We start from the raw sequence: 17,468 nt of genomic DNA on the forward strand, positions 1-17,468 counted from the left end.
CCGGGTCTGACCTTGGGGGCGAGGCTTAGCTGGCCAGACGCTGGGCGCGGCGCAGGGTGGCCAGGCGGCGCACGAGGGCCGGGTGGTAGCCGGCGAGCTCGCCGGTGCGTCGGCGGACCCAGCACAGGGCGGTGCTGATGGTTTCGGGGTCCTGGTCGATCGTGGCGGTGTGCAGGTGCTCGGCGAGCTCGCGGCGGGCGCTGAGGATGGTGAACTGCGGATCGGTTTCGCGGCGCAGGAGCACGTAGGTGGTCAGCAGGTCCATGAGCTGGGCGCGGTCGGCCTGCTGTCGTGCGGCGGCGCGCTGGAGCTCTTCGGGGCTCGGGGGCAGCGCGGGGATCGTGGGGGTCACCGCGGACTGGGCGTGCTGGGGCGCGCTTGCCGATCGCGGGGTGGGGCTGATCGGCGTGAGGTGGGTGGGCTGGTCGGAGGCGACGGCGCGCAGCGCCAGGGCGGTCGGGCGGCGGCGCGGTCGGCTCGGTGTGCCGGTGCTCGAGGCGGGCTTGGCGGGCGGTTGGGGGGCGCTGGCGCGCAGGCTCTTGACGACGTGCAGGCGCCGGGCGTAGGCGAGGTGGTCGGGGTCGGCGGCGAGGTGGACGATCGCCTCTTGGTCGGGGTCCTGCGGGCGGCGGCGCAGGGACCGTCCGACGATCTGGCGCATGAGGACCTCGGACTTCGCGGCGGACGCCAAGACGGTGACGCACAGGCGGGGAATGTCGACCCCCTCGCTGACCATCCTCACGGACACGAGCCACTGGCTGTCGGCCTCGGCGTTGAAGGAGCTGATGGCCTGGTGTGCGCGGGGGACGTCGCTGGTGGCGAGCGCGGGGACGGTCTGGGTGATGGTGGTGAGCAGCTGGTCGACCTCGCGGGCGTGCTCCTGGGTGTCGCAGACGATCAGGCCGGCGGCGTCGGGGATGCGCTGGCGGATGCGCACGAGGTCTTGGTGGGCTCGAGCGAGCATCTGGCGCAGGAAGATCTGGGCGGGGTCCAGACCGGCGCGCAGCCGCAGGGTGCGGTCGGCATGGGTGGTGTGTGGGTCGTTGAGCTGCCCGGTGCGCACGAGGTTCTCGCTGGTGCGGTAGGTCACCGTGGCGTCGTGGGCGACGAAGCGCACGGGCCGGCAGACCTCGTCGCGGATCGCCTCCGGGTAGCTGTAGGTGAAGTCGGGGATGCAGTGCCCGTCGGGGGCGTAGCGCACGAACGGGATCTGGTCGCCGTCGCTGCGAAACGGCGTGCCGGAGAGCAGCAGCCGGGCGCGCGCGTCGGTGAGCGCGTGGCGCAGCGCGCCGCCCCAGACGCGGTTGTCGGCGCCGTGGTGGAGCTCGTCGAGGATCGTGACGGTGGCGCGGTTGCGGCAGGCGTCGGCGAAGGTCTGCGGGCGGGCGGCGATCTGGGCGTAGGTGACGGCGACGCCGTGCTGGTGGGCGGGCCAGCCCTGCGCGTCGAGGGTGGTCTGGATGCGGTAGCCGACCTCGGTGAGGGCGCGTGCCCACTGGTCGCGGACCAGCACGGTCGGGCAGACGAGGATGAGCTGGTCGGCCTGGTGGCGCTCGAGCAGGACGCCTGCGGCGGCGATCGCCGCGCGGGTCTTGCCGGCGGCGGGGGCAGCGACGAGCAGGAAGTCGGGGTCGGGGTGGCTGCTGATGCGCGCAACGGCGCGGGCTTGCCAGTGACGCAGCTGCAGGGCGCTCATGGCAGCAGGTCGGGGTAGGCGGTGGACCAGGGGATCTGCAGCGCCTCGAGCAGCCGCGTGGCGGTGCGGCGGTGTACGCGATGGGCGCGGCGTCGCTGGCTGCCGTGGATGCGGCTGAGGACGTCGACGCTGATGCCGGTGCTGCGGGACAGGTGGGCGTGGGTGAGGTCGGGTCGGGCGGCCAGCGCGGCGCGGAGCGGGCCGGCGGGCACGAACTGGCTGATCGGGTTCTGGGCGTCGGGGCTGGGCTCGGGCAGGACGGGCTGGCCGAGGGTGTGGGTGAGCTGGTCGCGCAGCTGCTCGATGCGGTCGGGGTCCTCGCCGGTCAGGGCGCGGACCTTGCGGGTGATCGCCTGGGCCAGGGCCTTGGGGTCGCGGTAGGCGGTGCGGACGTCGGCGGGGTTGCGGGTCCAGAGGATCTCTGCGGTGTGCCGCCAGCTCTGTCCGGGGCGCATCAGCGTGAGGGCGTGCAGCAGGACCTCGTCGGTCAGGGCGCTGGGGCGGCCGGGTCGCGGGCGGCGCGGTCCGAGCGGCCGGCGGTGCTGGGCGCAGCGTGCTGAGGGGTCGGCGGTGCGGGTCGGGCAGCGCAGGCCGCGATGGTCGACGTGGGTGCACTGCTGCTGCTGGGCGCGGTGGCAGGCCAGGCAGCGAGTCGCGGTCCGGTCCTTCGGGGCCCCGCACCCCGGGCAGGGCGCCGGGGCAGACGCGCCGGGCGACGTGGGGGTGTCGGGGCCGTAGAGGTCGTGGAGGGAGACGGGGGTGTCGGTGAGGTAGGCGCGCAGGGTCCGGGCGCGGATGAGGTCACGTTTGGCCGGGTCACGGTTGTGGGTGCCGTGCATGACCCGCAGCAGGACGGTGGTGCTGGTGCCCAGTTCGGCGGCCAGCCGGCCCCAGCCCCGGTCGTTGCGGTGGGGGCTGTCGGCCTGGGCGAGGAGCTCCACGCGGCGCTGCTGGCACCAGGCGCGGAAGGGTCCGAGGTCGATCAGGTCCCCGGTGCGCGCAGCGGCCAGGCGGCGTGCGTGCTCGGCGCGTCGGGCGACGTACTGGGGTCGTGGGTCGTGGTGGTGGCAGAAGTCGCTGTCCTTGAGCGCGTTCTGGCCGCAGATCTTGCCGGCGGGCGCCCGCCCGTTGCCGGTGGTGCGCTGCTGGCAGGTGCGCGGTGAGCGGATGAGGCCGCCGTCGTGGGCGATGTCTCGCAGCGTCACGGAGGCCCGCGCGGGCCGGGTGGGCCAGCGCTGTCGTACCCACCAGGTCCGCAGCCGGTCGGTCACCCGGGTCAGGGAGTCGGTGTCGCTGAGGCCCGCGGCGATGATCGCGCGGGCGGCGTCGGTGAGCGTGCCGGACTCGCCGTAGTAGACGCGGTGGGCGAGCGTCAGCGCCTGGAGCGACAGCAGCGGCATGCGGCCGTTGCGGGCCGGGATGTCCTGGAGGGTGGGCGGTGGCGGGGCCTGGTCGAGGTCCGGGAGGGCGAGGACCTGCTCCAGGGCGCGGGCGCGACGGCGGTTCTCGGCCTCCAGCGCGTAGCGCTGTGGATCGCGGCTCGTTCGGCGGGGCGGGGCAGCAAGCGGGGGCGTCGGTGCAGTCATCGCAGGTGCATGGTGGCGGCGAGCGCTGACGCGAACGCGATCGCGCGCAGCCAGGGGTCTGGGGAGCGTGACGGGGGCGTGTGCAGGCCGCGCCCGTTCACCCGGCTGGGGTCCCGGGCTGCTGGCGGGGTCGTGGGCCGTTTGCGGTCCGGGTGCTCGTACGGTCCTGTGGGTGCGTGGACGGCTGGCCGATGAACTGGGGGCGCGGGCGACGGTCGCGGCCCTGGGCGGGCTGCTGCTGGCGGTGCTCGTCGCGCAGCGCTGGTCCGGGCCCGGGGATCTGGGCGGGGGCGGCAACGACGCCGCGCCGGCCTTGCGGGCCTTGGCGGGCGGAGATCTGCTGGCGTTCTGGGAGCGGGTCCCGGCGATGGGGCCGGGATCGGTGATCGTGCGTGCCCCGTTCGTGGCGGTCGGCGGGACCGATCGGCTGGAGGATCTGGCGCTGTGGGGGGCGGTGCCGTGCGTGTGGGCGCTCTGCGGGCTGCTGCTGTGGCTGGTGCTCGACCGCGGGCTCAGCCGGGCGGGCGTGTGGGTCGATCTGCTGGCCGTGGTGGCGCTCCTGACCGTGGCGGTCGAGCTGCGCTACGCGGTCAACGGCGGGCACCCCGAGGAGGCGCTCACCGTGAGCGCGCTGGTCGGGTCGGTGCTGTTGGCGCGCGCGGACCGGCCGCTGCTTGCCGGGGTGCTGTTCGGTGTGGCGGTGGCGTGCAAGCCGTGGGCGATCGTGGGCCTGGTCGCGGTCCTGTGCGCGGGCGCCCGTCCCTGGTGGGTGCTGGGCGGGGCGGTCGGGGGCCTGCTGCTGCTGTTCGGGCCGATGGTCGCGGTCGCCGCCCAGGAGCACGCGGCGACCGCGCAGGTCTCGGCCGGCGGCGTGCCGTACGCGTCGGGCCTGAGCCTCTACTTCCCGTTGCTGCCCGCCGATCCGCAGACCGGCCGGCACATGCTCCCGGCGCTCGTCGCGCAGCACGGGCGACTGATCGTCGTGCTGGCCGCGACGCTGGTCGGGCTGCTGATCGCCGCGGCGCACCGATTCCGGATGGGCGACGGAGCGCTGGGGCTGCTGGCGGTGGTGCTGCTGGTGCGGGCGGTGATGGACCCGCTGCCCGCCGTCTACTACGTGCTTCCGGCGATGGTGTGCCTGCTGGCCTGGGAGCTGCGGGTCCGGCCCGGACGGCCGATGCTGAGCCTGTCGGCCAGCGTGTTGTCGCTCTGGGTCGACCGCACCCCGCCAGGCGATCTCGCCGCGCTCAACGCGCGCTACCTCGCGGCGATCGCGACGGTCTGCGTGCTGGCCGTGGCGCTCTCGCGCACTCGCCACGGTCGCCCGCGGCTCGCGTCGTCGGCACGGACCGGCCTGCCGGCCGGCACCGTCGGCAGGCGGCTGGACCGCTGACCCTGTGCCGCGGCGGCGGCGCAGATCGGGCCGGCAGCGCCACCGGGCCACGCGCCCGCCGCACGGGGAAGGACGCTCCGTCCCAGCCGGTAGTGGGCAGCGAGGTCTGTCGCGTGCCGCCCGGTTGCCGTGGGCGCGACCGGCGAGCGGTGTCGAGCTTGGCCCCCCCGGCGGCCGAGTTCAGGCGTAGGGGTGGGTGAGGGTCGGGGCGCCGACGGTGGCGATCTGGTCGCTGCGGTCCAGCAGTTCGCGCAGCTGGACGGTGAGTCGTTGCGCGGCGCTGAGCGGGGCGGCGGCGATGTGCATGGTCACGGTGATCGAGCCCGAGTGCGGGGTGCTCGGGGCGACCACGACGGTCACGGGCTTGCTGCGTAGCGGCTGCAGGGCGCGGCGGACCGCGGCCGGGCCAGCGCCGGCGCAGGGGCGGCAGGTGATCTGCACGACGGCGCTGGCGGCGCGGGCGGGGCCGTCGTACTGGTCGCTGACGAACTCGTCGCCCTTGAAGCGGGAGTCCTTGACCACGCCGGCGTGGCGCAGGTCGTCGAGCTCGGCGCGCATGCCGCTGCATGCCTCGGCGGTCTGGGCCAGGACGGCCATCCGGGCGGCGGCGCTGCCCTCGCCGGCCAGCAGCGGCGCGGCGTCGTCCATCGCTTCCTGCCAGGTGAGGTCCAGGGTGTCGAGGATGGCGTCGGTGATGAGACGGTGGGCGCTTTCGGGGATGCGCTCGTAGACCTCGCGGGTGCTGAGGAGGCCCTGCGCGGCGGTTGGATCGTCGGCCTGCAGCAGCCACATGCGGCTCCCCCTGGCCCGTGTAGTGGGCGGGGTAGAGCAGCGTCAGCATGGCGCTCGGCCCGACGGCGCCGGTCGGTTCACCGGTCACCTCACCGAGGTGCGCGCGGCGCCAGCGGAAGGCCCCCAGGTCGGCGGGCTCGTAGGCGTCGGCGTTGGAGAGGGCGGTCACCTCGAAGACCGTACGTAGGGCCTTGCGGGGTGTGAAATCGGTGCGAAGAGGTGAACGTCCGGGTCGAGCGTTGCGGGTGTGCGCGGCGGGTGCGTACGGTGCGCCGGATGCCCGGGCAGCCTGAGTCAGATCGCGGTCCCACACGCCTGTTGGCCGGGCCGACGCAGTACGAGGCCGGGCGACGCTACGTGGGGGGCCCGCAGCGGCTGCTGCCGATGCTGCGGGACCTCGCGCGCGCCGACGAGCACTGCAACGTGATCGTGGAGATCGACACGGCGCGTCGGCGGGCGATCGGCTATCTGCCGCCGGGGCTGGAGGACGCGGACACGATCGAGCTGCTGTTCCATCCGTGGACGCGGGTGAGCGTCGCGCACACGCCGGCGTGCGAGCTGATCGCGTTCCGGCCGCTGGCGTTCGTGGCGGACGAGCGGCTGCCGATGGTCGGCGCGTTCACGGAGGAGGCCGACGTGCTCGCGGTGCTGCGGCGCCGGCTCATCGAGGACGTGCGGCGGTTCTGCGGCGACCAGGTCGCGGCCAACGTGCTCGAGGGCCGCGACCCCCGGGGCGTGACGGTGGCTCCCCCCGCGGTTCACCACCGGTTCACCCCTGGCGGGAACTGACCCCCCGGGGTCTCGCCCGCGGGCGCGGTGCCCGTGGGCATCCTGGCCCGCCGGCGCGGTCAGGGGGCGGGGCAGCCCTGGCGGCAGCCGGCGTGGAGGGTCCAGACGGTGGCGGTGGCGGCGAAGCGCTCGGGTTGGGTTCGGGCGCTGACGGCGCCCAGGCCGACGTCGCGCACGGTGCTGTCGGTGAGCAGCTCGCGGTGCGGTGGGCTGGCGAGCCACATCGCGAAGACCGACAGCGCCGAGCCGCGGTCGCGGGTGCCCCAGGCGAGGTTCTCGGCCACCAGCCAGCTGCCACGCTGGGGCATGTAGCCCTCGCGGCGGGGGTAGATCGTCAGGCCGTGCCCGCAGGCGCGGTGGGAGAAGCCGCAGCGCAGCAGGTCGCGCGTCTTGCGGCGGGCCGAGCGGTTGAGCTCGAGGTTCAGGCGCAGGGGCGCAAGGCCTTCGGCGCGGCGGAACGCGGCGATCGCGCAGCGCATCGCGATGCGCGACTTGGGGCCGGTCCGGGCGGCGATGAACGGGCACTTCGCGGCCTCCCTGACGATGTCGTGGTCGGCGGCGGGTGCGGCCTGGAGCGCGATGCCCAGGACGTCGGGGACGCGGGAGGCGCGCGTGTCGGCGGCCAGGGCGACGGCCAGCAGGACGGTCGCCGCGACGGTCAGCAGGACGCCGATGAGCCGGGGCCAGCGGGAAGGGGCGGGGGTCGTGGGGAGCATCGTGGCCCGCACCCTGCAGAGCGCCCGTGCACCGCCGGAGCGGTCGGGCGCTCCGGGTCGCGACCGTGCGGGGAGTCCACACCCGACTGCTACGCGCCCGCTCCGGCTCGCTTCTCCCGCGCCGGGGCAGCGTGGTCGGCGAGCACGGGGTCGTGCGCGTTCCCGGGGACCAACACCCGGTTGGTGCTATTTGCTAGCACCACTAGCTGCTAGTGTTGTCATTGTGAGTAGCACGACGGTTCGTCCGCTTCGCCCGACCCGCGCCGACCAGGCGCTCTACGTGCCGCGCGGCATCGAGCAGGACCTCGCCGAACACCTGCGCCTGGGCCGCAACCTGCTCATCACCGGCGCGCCCGGCAGCGGCCGCACCACCCTGCTGGCCCACCTCGCCCACCAGGACCAGGACCGCCGCTGGACCCAGATCACCGCCGAGGCCTGCCGCACCCCCGCGGCGCTGCTGCTCGTCGCCCTGCAGGCGCTGCGCGGGCCCCTGGACAGCCGCGAGCTGCACGACCTCAGCGAGCTCTCCGAGCAGCTCGTCGGCCCCGCCGTCACCGCCCGCCTGCTCGACGAGATCGCCGACACGCTCGCCGCCGAAACTGCGCAGCGCGTCCTGGCGGTCGACGGCATCCGCACCCAGGTCGGGCACTCGCTCTTCGGCAGCCAGCGCAACGACGTCTGGAACCTGCCGCTGACCTGGATCCTGACCTGCACCCCCGGCCAGACCACGCACCTGCTCGCCCCGCCCGCCGACGCCTTCTGGGACGCCCGGGCCACGATCCCCGACCTCACCGACGACCAGGCCACCCAGATCCTCGCGCGACGCGACCGGCCCGCGCCGACGCCCACCCGCGGGCCGGCGCCGCGCACCCCGCGGCTCCTGCTCGCCGGGGCCTTCGGACTCCCCCTCCCCCCCACCCCGACCGACCCGGTCGCCGCAGACGACCAGCACCGCGTCGTGCTGGACTGGATCACCGCCCACGGCCCCGTCTCCGCGTCGGACCCCGACCTGCAGAACGCCCTGGGCGTGCGGCGCGGGCGCCTGGCCCAGATCCTCGCCGCGTTGCGCGACAGCGGCGACCTCACCGCCACCCGCACCCCCGACCCGCAGACCGGCCGCTCCCGCGTCCTGCACGCCATCGCCGACCCCCAGGAGCCCGCATGACCCACGAGGACCTCACGCGCCTGCTCGACGTCTTCGGGCTCGACGGCTCGCCCTTGGAGCTCGACCTGGCCGCGCTGCACGTCCCCTACGACGACCGCGGCCGCGGCGGCGTGGAGGCCGTCGTGCAGGCCGCCGCGCGGCGCGCCGAGCGCATCGGGCTGTGCGCCCCGATCGGCGCCGGGAAGACCAGCGTGCTGCGCTACTGCCTGGACCACGTCGACAGCGACGTGGCGCCGATCTGGATCTCCGTTGCCCGCGACCGCGAGACCCTGCTGCAGGACCCGCACGCGTTCTTGGCCCACGTGATCCAGGCGATCGCTCGCCACGCCACCAACGCTCAGCAGATCAGCGACGCGGACCGGGAGGAGATCCTGCGCGCTGCGACCGAGAAGCGGCTTCTCCCCGCCCGGGCTCGGCGGCTCGGCGGCAAGCTCTCGGCGAAGTTCTGGCTGGCCAACGCCGAGCTCTCGCGCGACGTCACGCTGACCATGCCGTCCGGAGAGCTTCCGCGCCCGCTGCAGGACCTGCGCGACCTGGCCGACGAGCTGCTGCACCGCGTGTTCGCCAGCCACGAGCTGACCCCATGCCTGGTCATCGACGACTCCGACGCCTTCACGCGCGTCGGGCGGCCGGGAGACCACGAGGCGCTGGTCGGCTCCTTCTTCGGTCCCGTCCTGGGCGAGATCGCCCGGCAGCGGTGCGGGCTGGTCGTCGCGGTCCACGACAGCTACCCGACGATGCCGGCCTTCCGTGAGGCGCAGACCCAGTGGACCGGGCTGCGGATCGTCGACGTCCCCGAGATCCTCAGCGGCCAGCTGCGCCGGATCCTGCAGCGCCGCGTGCACGCCACCACCGGCGGCGACGCGCACGACGTCTTCACCTCCCAGGCCATCGATCGTCTCACCGAGCTCAACCGGGGACCGGCTCGACGGAATCTGCGCACCGTCCTGGGAATCACCCACGAGGCGCTCAACCTCGCCTGGCAGGACGGGCGCGACCACATCGACGAGCACGACGTCACCGCCTCCGCCGTGAAGTACCTCGGCTAGCCCCCGCGCTCCCCGCCGCCGGTTCGCGTGGCCGACGGGGTCCTAGTCGTCGTCGAAGTCGGCGTCGAAGCCGAACACCCGCTCGAGCTCGCTGACGCTGGTTAGGCCGGCCAGCACCCGCAGCAGGCCGTCCTCGCGCATCGTCCGCACGCCGCGCCCCCGGATGTCGCGGCGCAGCCGGTGCTCGGCGCCGGCTTCGTTGCTGATGATCTCTCGCTGCGCTCTCGTGAAGACGACGACCTCGGCGACCGCCATGCGGCCGGAGTAGCCGGCGGTGCACTCGCCGCAGCCAGTCGAGCTGGCCTCGAAGACGGTCGGCTCGTCCAGCCCGTAGAACTCCTTGAGCTGCCCCAGCAGGCGGGCCTGGTTGTCGTCGGTCAGGCCCGCATCCCGGAGGCTCCGGTGGGAGTGCTCGGCGGTGACGCGGCAGTGCGTGCACAGGCGACGCACGAGCGCCTGGCTCATCGCGCCTCGCAGGGTGCTGGCGACGACGTCGGCGGGCACGCCGAGGGCGGCGAGGCGGGCGGGGACGCTGGCAGCGTCGTTGGCGTGCACCGTGGTGAGCACGAGGTGGCCGGTGCTCGCGGCGTCGCAGGCGGTCTTGGCGGTGTCCGGGTCGCGGATCTCGCCGACGAGGATGACGTCCGGGTCCGCGCGCAGGACGCTGCGCAGAGTGCTGGCGAACGTCACGCGTGCGCGCTCGTTGACGGCGCGCTCGTTGACCGCGAAGTGGGTGACCCCGGGGATCCGCCGTTCGATCGGGTCCTCGATCGACACGACGTTCATCGAGCGGCGGTCCATCGAGCGCAGGCCCGAGTGCAGCGTGCTGCTCTTGCCCGATCCGGTGGCGCCGCTGACGACGAACGCCCCGGAAGGGCGGGCGAACAGCCACTGCAGCGCGCGCAGGCTGTCGGGAGCGAAGCCGAGGTCCGCGATGGTCTCGTGCTGCACGCCGGCGGCGAGGAGTCGGAGCGTGACCTTCCGCCGCCCGTCGTGGCTGTCGCCGACCGTCATCGCGTTCGCGCGGACCTCGACGGGGAGCCCGTCGACGAGGACCGTGCTGCCCCCGTCCTGGTGGCCGCGGCGTTCGGAGGCGTCCATCCCGAACATGCCGATCATCACGGCCACGACGCGGTCGCGCAGCTCGGCGGGGACGGTCATCGACGTGTACATCCTGCCGTCGAGGCGGTAGCGCACCTGCAGCGTGTCGTCCTCGTGCTCGGGCTGCAGATGCACGTCGGAGACCGCGTTGCGCACGGCGTTGGTGAGGATCGAGTGGACGACGCGGAAGACGGGGTTGGCGAGGTCCAGCTGGCTGATGTCGCGGACCGGGGTGCCCTGGTCGTACAGCAGCTCCTCGGCCTTCAGCGCGGCGACGTCGACGACGCCGTTGAAGTGCGCGTTGAGGATGCTGTCGACCCGGCTGGGGTCGGCGGCCAGGACGACGGCCTCCCAGTCGTTGATCCGGGCGAAGTCGTCCAGCGCCGATCGGGCGCTGCGCACGCGGGGACTGGGCTCCAGCGGGACCGCCACGGCGTAGGTGACCACGAGGGTCTCGGCGCTGGACTGGTGCGTTGAGACCGGGACCGCGCGCTGCGCGAGCGCAAGGCTGGGATCGAGGTACTGGACGAGCTTGGGCGACCAGCTGCTGATGTTGACGTCGACCCATTCCATCCGCATGCTCGTGGCGCGGCAGCGGATCAGGACGCTCTCGGGGATCTTGAGCGGATCGCGGAGGTGGTCGTAGATCTGCAGCAGGTCGCCCCCGGTGGCCACCAGCATCTTCTCGAGGTCCTGCTGGCGGATCACGTTGTGGGCCAGCAGCGCCCCGACGTAGGTGCGCACCGAGATCGGCAGGCCCAGCGAGTCCAGGCTGCGGCTCAGGCGTTGCGCGCGGTCGACGAGGGACTCGTTGGCCGGGATCGGGAGGCTGTCGTTCTCCCGGCCGGGGAGGCTGAAGATCGACCCGCTGCGCTTGCGGTCGCGGAGCTCCTCGGTGCGCGTATCCGGGATCTGCACCTCGCCGCCGGTGGGCTGCGTGGCTGCTCTGCTGTGCAGCAGGTCGGCGAAGATGCTCTCGTCCGGCCCCGGGACGGACGGGCCGCTCAGGGACGGGACAGCAGGTGGAGCGTCCTCGAGCTCGGGGTCCTCGTCGCCGCGCAGGCGCCCGCCGAACGTCAGTGGGTTCCTCATCGATCGCTCCGGTCCACGTCGTTCACCCCCCAGACCGTACGAGCGGGGTGCGCCGAAGCGGCGGGCTCGGTGGTGAACCCGGGCACCGAACAGGTGAACCGCCAGAGGCCCCGGGGGGCCTCGCGGGGGGTCAGCGGGCGCGCAGGGTGCGGGTGCGAGGCCGGTAGGTGAACCGGCTCTCGTCGAGGTCCCGGGCCGCGGCCGCGGTGACGGTCACGGTGCCGGCGGCCGCGGGGATGCGGCGACCGGTGAGGGTGACGGTGAACGTGCCCTTCCTGGTGGTGCGAACCGTGCGACCGGCGACGGTGAGCTTCAGGCCGGCGCGAGCGGGCGCGACGCGCCCGGTGATGCGCAGCGCCCGCGCGCCTGAGCGGGTACGCGTGGAGCGGTGCCGCACGCCGTGGACGCGGACGCCCGGCCGCAGCTGACCGGTCGCCGTCGTGCTGCCGGCCTGCAGGCGAAAGCGCAGCAGCCCGGTCAGTCGCGTGATCCGCAGGAACGACTCCCCCGCGCGCACCGACATCCGCACCGCGGGCTTGCCGAGCTGCTCGATCGTCAGCTGCGCCGCGACCGGGGTGCGCAGCCGCATCCGCGCGAGCTGCCCGTACAGCGCCGGGCCGAACCGCTCGATCGACACCGACCCCGCCGGCACCACGGTCGGCGACGGCGTCGGGGTCGGGGTGACCGGGGTCGGGGCGGGCGCGGGCGCGCTCGGCGGCCCGCCCGGGTTCCACTGCGTCGGCGTGCTGCGCCCGGGGAACGGCGGCACCTCCGGCGTCACCGTGTACGCCGCCGCGTGCGTCACGAACGCGACCCAGACGTTGTTCACGAACGCCACGCCGATCCGGTCGCAGTCCGAGCAGAACATCACCGAGCGATGCGCCGGACTCGTCAGGAAGTTCTCGTAGGCCTCCCGGGCGGTGAACACCGGCGCTCGCGTCGAGAGATCCCTCGTCACGATCTCCCCGCCACCCAAGACCGTCGGCCCCTGCGGCCGGATTCCGAGCTCCGCCCGGCGCGCCTCGCCCTGATCGCACTCCCAGCCGTTGTGCCCGCCCCCGACCGGCGGGCGCACGATGTCCAAGAACGTCGCGTGCGCGTCCTGGACCAGCGACAGCCGCTCGTCCAGCACCAGCGGCCCGTACCCCCGCTGCGACGCGCGACCCTGGTTCACGATCGACACGAACTCCCGCTCCATGTCCGTGACCTCCAGACCATGCGTCGTCTCCCGCACCGCCGTCGCCACCACCAACTCGATCGGCGCCGACACCCCGAACGGATCCGACGGCGACACCACCGTCGGCGACACCACCGTCGCCGGCGACTGCGTCGAACAGTCCGACGTGTCGTACTCGTAGCTCTCGTTACTCGGCGGGATCCCGCGCACGCGCCCTAGCGACACCCGGACGGTCGCTTCCGTCGAGGTCGGCACAGGGACAAGGGAGCGCCCATCTGAACCCAGCCGACCCGCATCTGTCTTGCCTGCGAAGTCGGCAAGCAGGAGACCACCCGCGTACGGCTGGCCGTTGGGGAACGACACGCGCACATCGAGCGACGAAGCATCAGCCACGCTCACGAGCCCAAGGGAACAGCAGCACAACGCAGTGAGAAGTCGCGCGATCACGATGTGCTAACTCTAGCGGCGGTGCCTGTCGCAGTCGCGACTTCCGTAACCCCGACCTTCCTGGATGCGACCCGGAACGACTCCGAGCTCACCCGCTGGTCGGTCGACGCCGGCGAGGGCCGGAACATCGGCTGGGACCTGAACGACTCTCGTCATCATCGCGCCGCGCGGCGGCGGCGGCGCGCGGCGCGGGTAACTCCCGAAACTCGTGCCGTCCCGATGAGTACTGGCGTTGCTTGCTAGCGCAGTTCTGCTCGGCGCAACGGTCCCCCGGATTATCGGAGGGTCCCGCCCAACACCCCCCGGAACGTGCGTTCGTGGAATCTGCGAATCGGCGAGGTTCTATCGGGCTGGTGTGTCCCGAAACTCCCCCGGATGGTGCGGTTGCCGGCGTCGTGACGGGGCCCTAGTTTGCGGGCCGTGACCGACGAGACCCCGACTGATGAGCTCGAGCCCGAGGCTGGCTATTGGCTGGAGGGGGAGGGACGTTCGCCGGCACGGCACACGACGGATCCTCTTGCTCTGCACATCTTCGGGCTCCTGCGTCCGTTGGAGGCGACGGACCGCCTGCTTGTGCTGCGCCAGTTGCGAGCGGCGGCCGTGGAGGGGCCCTCGACCCCGGAGCCTGAGCGGCAGCACGCTGCTCGCATGGCCGTCCAGCGGTTCTTGGATGAGACCGGGGGACCCGCTAGCGCGAAGAGGTACTCGGCGTGGCGAGGTGCGCACGAAGAGAAGCAGAGCCTTCCGGCGCAACAGTGGATCGCGAGGTCCTTCGGAGGCTCGTGGATCAGGGCGCTCGCCGGGATGGGACTGCAACCGACGCTCGACCACTCCGCGCGGCGAATGCGCACGATGCTCCCGCCGCCAACCGATGAGGAGATGCTGCGCTCGTTGCGTGAGTGCGCGTTCCAGCTCGGACTTGACCGGTTGACCTTCGCGCAGTATCGGCAATGGGCGGTCGGCCGGCTTGCGGCGGGTCAGACGAGGCCGACGCTGATCATCAGCGCGCAGCCGTTCCATCGCCGGTTCGGAAGTTGGCGGCGTTCACAGCAGCTCGCTGGCCTGGACGTGATGGTCGGCTGGCGCGGTGCGAGCGTAACGCGGCGTGAGTATCCGCAGGAGCAGTTGATCGCGTGGCTGAAGGAGGCCTCGGAGGCCATCGGCGTGCGTCGCTTCTCCGGCCACCAGTTCGACAAGTGGCGCCGCGCGAAGATCGAGGCCGGGGCGGCGGACGGGCGCCTGGTAGTGCTCCCGACATCGAACACGGTATGCCTTCGGTTCGGGACCTGGGGCAAGGCGTTGCTCGCCGCCGGGCTGATCAGTGACTACCAGAGCGACTGGTTCATCGGCGGGCAAGGTGTCAGGGCCACGCCGGAGCACGTCGCCTGGTCACTGTGGACCGCCTTGGTCGAAGTCGGTTCGGCCAGCCGGCTGACCCAGCGGACCTACACCACATGGGCTCAAGCCCGCTACCAGCATCCCACCGACCCCAAGCCTGTGAGCGTGCAGATCATCCGCATGCATCTGGGCACCTGGCGCAACGCGGTCGCGGTCGCGACGGAGTCCGGCAACCACAACCGCGGGATAGACGGAATCCTCGATCACATCCCTGGCGCCCGCCTGACAGAAGGAGGCCCGTCGTGAACCTTCAGAACGACAATGACCTGCCCACGGAGCGCACCGAGCCATGCGAGACCGCGGAAGCGATCGCCGCGATCGCGCCGCACCTGCCGACCCGCACCCAGCACGACCTGCTGCGCATGCTCGAGTACAGCATCGCTGCCCCGCGCCGCCAGGAATGGCGCGAGGCCCGACTGGGCCTGCTCTGTGAGCTCGTTCTCGCGATGCACGGCGAGGTCCCCAACGCCGACGACTACAAGCGCCTGCGCCAGGAGCGCCTCAACCAGGGCGAGGTGTGGCCCGCGCAGAGCAGCCTGTCTGAGAACTTCGGAGGCTGGATCCGCGCGGTCCGAACGGCGTTTCAGCTCGCCTACCCCGACCCGCGGCGCAACAGCACAGGTCACCGAAACCCAGACTACGAGTCCAAGGCGTACACGCGCGAGGAACTCGTCGACGCCCTCCGCGCCGCACGCCGCGACCTGCATCACTGGCCCAGCCGCATCGAGTACGAAGAATGGCGGCGACTGAGCCGCGAGCTAGCCCGCAACCTCGGGCGAGGCCGTACCCGCGTCCCCAGCATCGGGACGATCGAACGGAACTTCGGCACCTACCCGCGCGCCGTCCAGCAGGCCAAGCGCACGCAGCCCTGGGACGAGACCGCATGACTCCCCCGGGCGCCACACCCCAGATCGTCGTCCTGGAGGTCACCCCCAGCGACGGCTACCAGCGGCACCTGCTCCTCGAGCACGGCATGCGCGCCCCCGAGGTCGCGCGGACCGTGATCGACCTCGCCGTGATTCAACCGGCCGACCGAGCCCAGATCCTGAACGCGCTGGAGCAACTCAGCAGCGCACTGGAACTCTCGAGTCGGGCGCTCATCGACCGCGACGGCAACGTCCTCCAACCAGCCCTTGGAGTGCAGCTTGCCGACGACAACACCGGGAGCTTCGTCGTCTCGGGCCTGACCGGCTCACTCGAAGCCGCTGCACTGGCGCTCCTGGAGGACGCGCTCGCATCCTTTGCGCAGGAACGAGCCGTCTACGACGATCTCGCGCGCGCCCTCGACGGCTTGGTCCAGGTCGACCGCCTCCAAAGCCGCCCCGCATGGTCCGCCCGCCACGCCCTCACCGCTGAGCAGGGCCGACGCGCCCTACGCGTCTACGCCGCGCTCCAGCGCAGCCGTACGCTCAGCGAGCTGGCCTACCGGCAGGTAGTCGCCAGCGACATCGAACCAACCGCCGACGAGATCAACATCACCACCCTCCTGTCCCCAGAACTCGCCCAACAACTCAGCGACGAAGTGCGTGACGTCGCCGCCGCAGAAGACGTGCGCACCGCGGAGCGCACACGCTGGATCTCCCAACACGGCAGCGAACGTCTCCGACTTCTCGACGAACTCGGACTCGAACTGAACGACGCCTACGTCCAAGAACGCATCGCGCGCGAGTGGCCAGGCGGACGCGTCCAAAACGACCAACGCTCCCCTCTTCCCACGACCCCGGAGTTGCGAAAGCTCCGCGACACCAGGCAACAACTCGCCGACAGCGCCTGGCACGGCACTGCCAATCTTGAGGCCGACCGCATCCGTATCTGGGCGAGCGCACCATGGCTCCCCGACCCACTCTCCGTCTTCATTCCAGCGCGCGAGTAGCGCTTCCCGAGCGTGCGCCGTCACGGCCTCACACCAGGTCACCGGGCCGGAGGACATCTCTGGCGTGACGCCTCGTCTACCCGTCCGCGCATCTGACGACCGTGTCGTACCGGATCCTCATTGGCCTCGTCCGCCTAGAGCTGGCGTGGACCCCGGGATCGTGTTGACAGCTTGGCTGTGAGGAATGTGGACCCGGACGGGGTCGTCACGAAGGCGAGGCCGTAGGCCGAGCCGAGTGGCGATCCCGTCCGGCGCACCTCGCAGCATGGCCGCCCAACATCCCTCCGAGGGGGACCTGATGGGCGAGACCCGCAAGTACCGGGAGTTCACCGCGCAGCAGAAGACCGAGCTGGTGCTCGCGTCGCTGCGGGGCCAGAAGACGATCGCGGAGCTGTGCCGCGAGCACGACATCTCCGAGACCCTGCTCAGGCGTTGGCGTGAGCAGTTCCTCGCCGCCGGCGCCCAGCGTCTGTCGGCCAAGGCTGAGCGCACCGAGCTGGACGAACTGCGCCAGCAGGTGAGCAAGCTCGAGCGTGCGCTCGGGCCGCAAGACGATGGAGGTGGAGGTCGCACCCCGTTCGGGGCACAGGCGGGGGAACTCTTGCGGGGATGGGAGTGAGCATGCGCGTCGCCCGTTCCCGCGAGCTCGTCGCGCAGGGCCGTCCCGCCGCCTTGGTCGCCCGCGTGGCGGGGATCAGCCGGCAGGCGATCTACCGACGGCCGACGCGGCCGCCGGTCGCGCAGCCCGGCGGTGGTGCGGCGGTCGGGGATCCGCAGCAGCCCGTCGTACTCGGCGAGCGAGAGCGCGCGGACGGGGTTCTCGTAGGCGGCCTTGATCGTCTTGACGCGCTGGATGCGCGGGTCGAGCTCGAGCGCGTCGGCGAGCCGGCGAACTGCGGCCATCCTCGAAGACAGCGTCGACGACGACAGGCCGCGGCGTGCGAGGTCATCCCGGAACGCCACGACGAGGTCGCGGTCGATCGCGGCCGCGGTGACGGGCTGGCCGCCGGCGCGGACCACGGCGAAGTCGGCGAGCTGGCGATAGGCTGCGGCGTAGGCGCGGCGGGTGTTCGGGGCGGCCTGCAGCAGGTCGGCCCCCTCCCCCGGCCCGTCGAGGACCTCCACGAGCTCGCGCCGGACCAGCCCACTCACGAACCCACCCCGAACCGCGAACCGACACCGCGGCGCACGATG

Annotated in this window: 15 protein-coding genes and 1 pseudogene; 9 read left to right on the forward strand and 7 right to left on the reverse strand. The window is 72.7% G+C overall.

Annotation, left to right across the window (positions count from 1 at the left end):
- Positions 1–25: 25 nt before the first annotated feature.
- Together GKE82_RS24490 and GKE82_RS24495 are read right to left on the reverse strand one after the other, a co-directional pair.
- The gene (locus tag GKE82_RS24490; protein ID WP_154735566.1) at positions 26–1,696 is read right to left on the reverse strand and encodes a DEAD/DEAH box helicase; all 1,671 of its coding nucleotides are present in this window, start codon (positions 1,694–1,696) and stop codon (positions 26–28) included.
- Positions 1,693–3,282 (reverse strand): hypothetical protein, encoded by a 1,590-nt coding sequence (locus GKE82_RS24495; RefSeq protein WP_154735567.1) that lies wholly within the window; start codon positions 3,280–3,282, stop codon positions 1,693–1,695. Before GKE82_RS24495 ends, GKE82_RS24490 begins: the two co-directional genes overlap by 4 nt.
- A 172-nt stretch (positions 3,283–3,454) precedes the next feature.
- Here GKE82_RS24495 and GKE82_RS24500 point away from each other — a divergent pair, with 172 nt between their 5' ends.
- Complete coding sequence (locus GKE82_RS24500; protein WP_154735568.1) at positions 3,455–4,675, forward strand: glycosyltransferase 87 family protein; 1,221 nt, start codon at positions 3,455–3,457, stop codon at positions 4,673–4,675.
- Positions 4,676–4,855: 180 nt separating this feature from the next.
- Here GKE82_RS24500 and GKE82_RS24505 read toward each other — a convergent pair whose 3' ends face one another.
- Positions 4,856–5,467: a hypothetical protein gene (locus GKE82_RS24505; RefSeq protein WP_154735569.1), complete on the reverse strand. Its 612-nt coding sequence runs from the start codon at positions 5,465–5,467 to the stop codon at positions 4,856–4,858.
- 318 nt (positions 5,468–5,785) lie between these two features.
- Between GKE82_RS24505 and GKE82_RS24510 the strand changes: the two genes are divergently transcribed.
- Positions 5,786–6,256 carry a hypothetical protein gene (locus tag GKE82_RS24510; protein ID WP_154735570.1) on the forward strand — a complete coding sequence of 157 codons (471 nt, stop codon included), beginning with the start codon at positions 5,786–5,788 and terminating at the stop codon, positions 6,254–6,256.
- Positions 6,257–6,315: 59 nt separating this feature from the next.
- Here the strand turns inward: GKE82_RS24510 and GKE82_RS24515 are convergent, their stop codons facing one another.
- Positions 6,316–6,972, reverse strand: coding sequence for a CAP domain-containing protein (locus GKE82_RS24515; protein WP_154735571.1), 657 nt, complete (start codon positions 6,970–6,972; stop codon positions 6,316–6,318).
- 223 nt (positions 6,973–7,195) lie between these two features.
- On the opposite strand from GKE82_RS24515, the gene GKE82_RS24520 reads away from it, so the two are divergent.
- Both GKE82_RS24520 and GKE82_RS24525 read left to right on the forward strand, forming a co-directional pair.
- The gene (locus tag GKE82_RS24520; protein ID WP_196189450.1) at positions 7,196–8,137 is read left to right on the forward strand and encodes an AAA family ATPase; all 942 of its coding nucleotides are present in this window, start codon (positions 7,196–7,198) and stop codon (positions 8,135–8,137) included.
- Positions 8,134–9,186: a hypothetical protein gene (locus GKE82_RS24525; RefSeq protein ID WP_154735573.1), complete on the forward strand. Its 1,053-nt coding sequence runs from the start codon at positions 8,134–8,136 to the stop codon at positions 9,184–9,186. The genes GKE82_RS24520 and GKE82_RS24525 overlap by 4 nt, the downstream gene beginning before the upstream one ends.
- Before the next feature lie 42 nt (positions 9,187–9,228).
- Here GKE82_RS24525 and GKE82_RS24530 read toward each other — a convergent pair whose 3' ends face one another.
- A complete protein-coding gene (locus GKE82_RS24530) occupies positions 9,229–11,379 on the reverse strand; it encodes a GspE/PulE family protein (protein ID WP_154735574.1) in 2,151 nt (716 codons plus the stop codon).
- Between the two features lie 130 nt (positions 11,380–11,509).
- Complete coding sequence (locus GKE82_RS24535; RefSeq protein ID WP_154735575.1) at positions 11,510–12,577, reverse strand: hypothetical protein; 1,068 nt, start codon at positions 12,575–12,577, stop codon at positions 11,510–11,512.
- Between GKE82_RS24535 and GKE82_RS24540 the strand changes: the two genes are divergently transcribed.
- The 5 genes from GKE82_RS24540 to GKE82_RS24560 all read left to right on the forward strand — a co-directional run bounded on the left by GKE82_RS24540 (position 12,576) and on the right by GKE82_RS24560 (position 16,893).
- Positions 12,576–12,737: a hypothetical protein gene (locus GKE82_RS24540; protein WP_154735576.1), complete on the forward strand. Its 162-nt coding sequence runs from the start codon at positions 12,576–12,578 to the stop codon at positions 12,735–12,737. The two genes, GKE82_RS24535 and GKE82_RS24540, sit on opposite strands and share 2 nt — an antisense overlap.
- A 686-nt stretch (positions 12,738–13,423) precedes the next feature.
- Positions 13,424–14,647, forward strand: a complete 1,224-nt coding sequence (locus GKE82_RS24545) for a hypothetical protein (RefSeq protein ID WP_154733872.1) — start codon at positions 13,424–13,426, stop codon at positions 14,645–14,647.
- Positions 14,644–15,288 carry a hypothetical protein gene (locus GKE82_RS24550; RefSeq protein WP_154733871.1) on the forward strand — a complete coding sequence of 215 codons (645 nt, stop codon included), beginning with the start codon at positions 14,644–14,646 and terminating at the stop codon, positions 15,286–15,288. Before GKE82_RS24545 ends, GKE82_RS24550 begins: the two co-directional genes overlap by 4 nt.
- Entirely contained in the window at positions 15,285–16,274 is a 990-nt protein-coding gene (locus GKE82_RS24555) for a hypothetical protein (protein WP_154735577.1), read from the forward strand. Before GKE82_RS24550 ends, GKE82_RS24555 begins: the two co-directional genes overlap by 4 nt.
- A 298-nt stretch (positions 16,275–16,572) precedes the next feature.
- Complete coding sequence (locus tag GKE82_RS24560; protein ID WP_196189250.1) at positions 16,573–16,893, forward strand: transposase; 321 nt, start codon at positions 16,573–16,575, stop codon at positions 16,891–16,893.
- Positions 16,894–17,156: 263 nt separating this feature from the next.
- Here GKE82_RS24560 and GKE82_RS31730 read toward each other — a convergent pair.
- A pseudogene (locus GKE82_RS31730) lies at positions 17,157–17,426 on the reverse strand (site-specific integrase); the annotation flags it as partial.
- Between the last annotated feature and the right edge of the window lie 42 nt (positions 17,427–17,468).

Origin of the sequence: Conexibacter sp. W3-3-2 (assembly GCF_009707605.1) — a bacterium.
GTDB classification, from domain to species: Bacteria; Actinomycetota; Thermoleophilia; order Solirubrobacterales; family Solirubrobacteraceae; genus Paraconexibacter; species Paraconexibacter algicola.

Excerpts from the sequence above, each read along its gene's own strand:
- GKE82_RS24490 (WP_154735566.1), bottom strand. The coding sequence starts at position 1,696 with ATGAGCGCCCTGCAGCTGCGTCACTGGCAAGCCCGCGCCGTTGCGCGC.
- GKE82_RS24495 (WP_154735567.1), bottom strand. The coding sequence starts at position 3,282 with ATGACTGCACCGACGCCCCCGCTTGCTGCCCCGCCCCGCCGAACGAGC.
- GKE82_RS24505 (WP_154735569.1), bottom strand. The coding sequence starts at position 5,467 with ATGTGGCTGCTGCAGGCCGACGATCCAACCGCCGCGCAGGGCCTCCTC.
- GKE82_RS24515 (WP_154735571.1), bottom strand. The coding sequence starts at position 6,972 with ATGCTCCCCACGACCCCCGCCCCTTCCCGCTGGCCCCGGCTCATCGGC.
- GKE82_RS24525 (WP_154735573.1), top strand. The coding sequence starts at position 8,134 with ATGACCCACGAGGACCTCACGCGCCTGCTCGACGTCTTCGGGCTCGAC.
- GKE82_RS24530 (WP_154735574.1), bottom strand. The coding sequence starts at position 11,379 with ATGAGGAACCCACTGACGTTCGGCGGGCGCCTGCGCGGCGACGAGGAC.
- GKE82_RS24540 (WP_154735576.1), top strand. The coding sequence starts at position 12,576 with ATGTCCGTGACCTCCAGACCATGCGTCGTCTCCCGCACCGCCGTCGCC.
- GKE82_RS24535 (WP_154735575.1), bottom strand. The coding sequence starts at position 12,577 with ATGGAGCGGGAGTTCGTGTCGATCGTGAACCAGGGTCGCGCGTCGCAG.
- GKE82_RS24555 (WP_154735577.1), top strand. The coding sequence starts at position 15,285 with ATGACTCCCCCGGGCGCCACACCCCAGATCGTCGTCCTGGAGGTCACC.
- GKE82_RS24560 (WP_196189250.1), top strand. The coding sequence starts at position 16,573 with ATGGGCGAGACCCGCAAGTACCGGGAGTTCACCGCGCAGCAGAAGACC.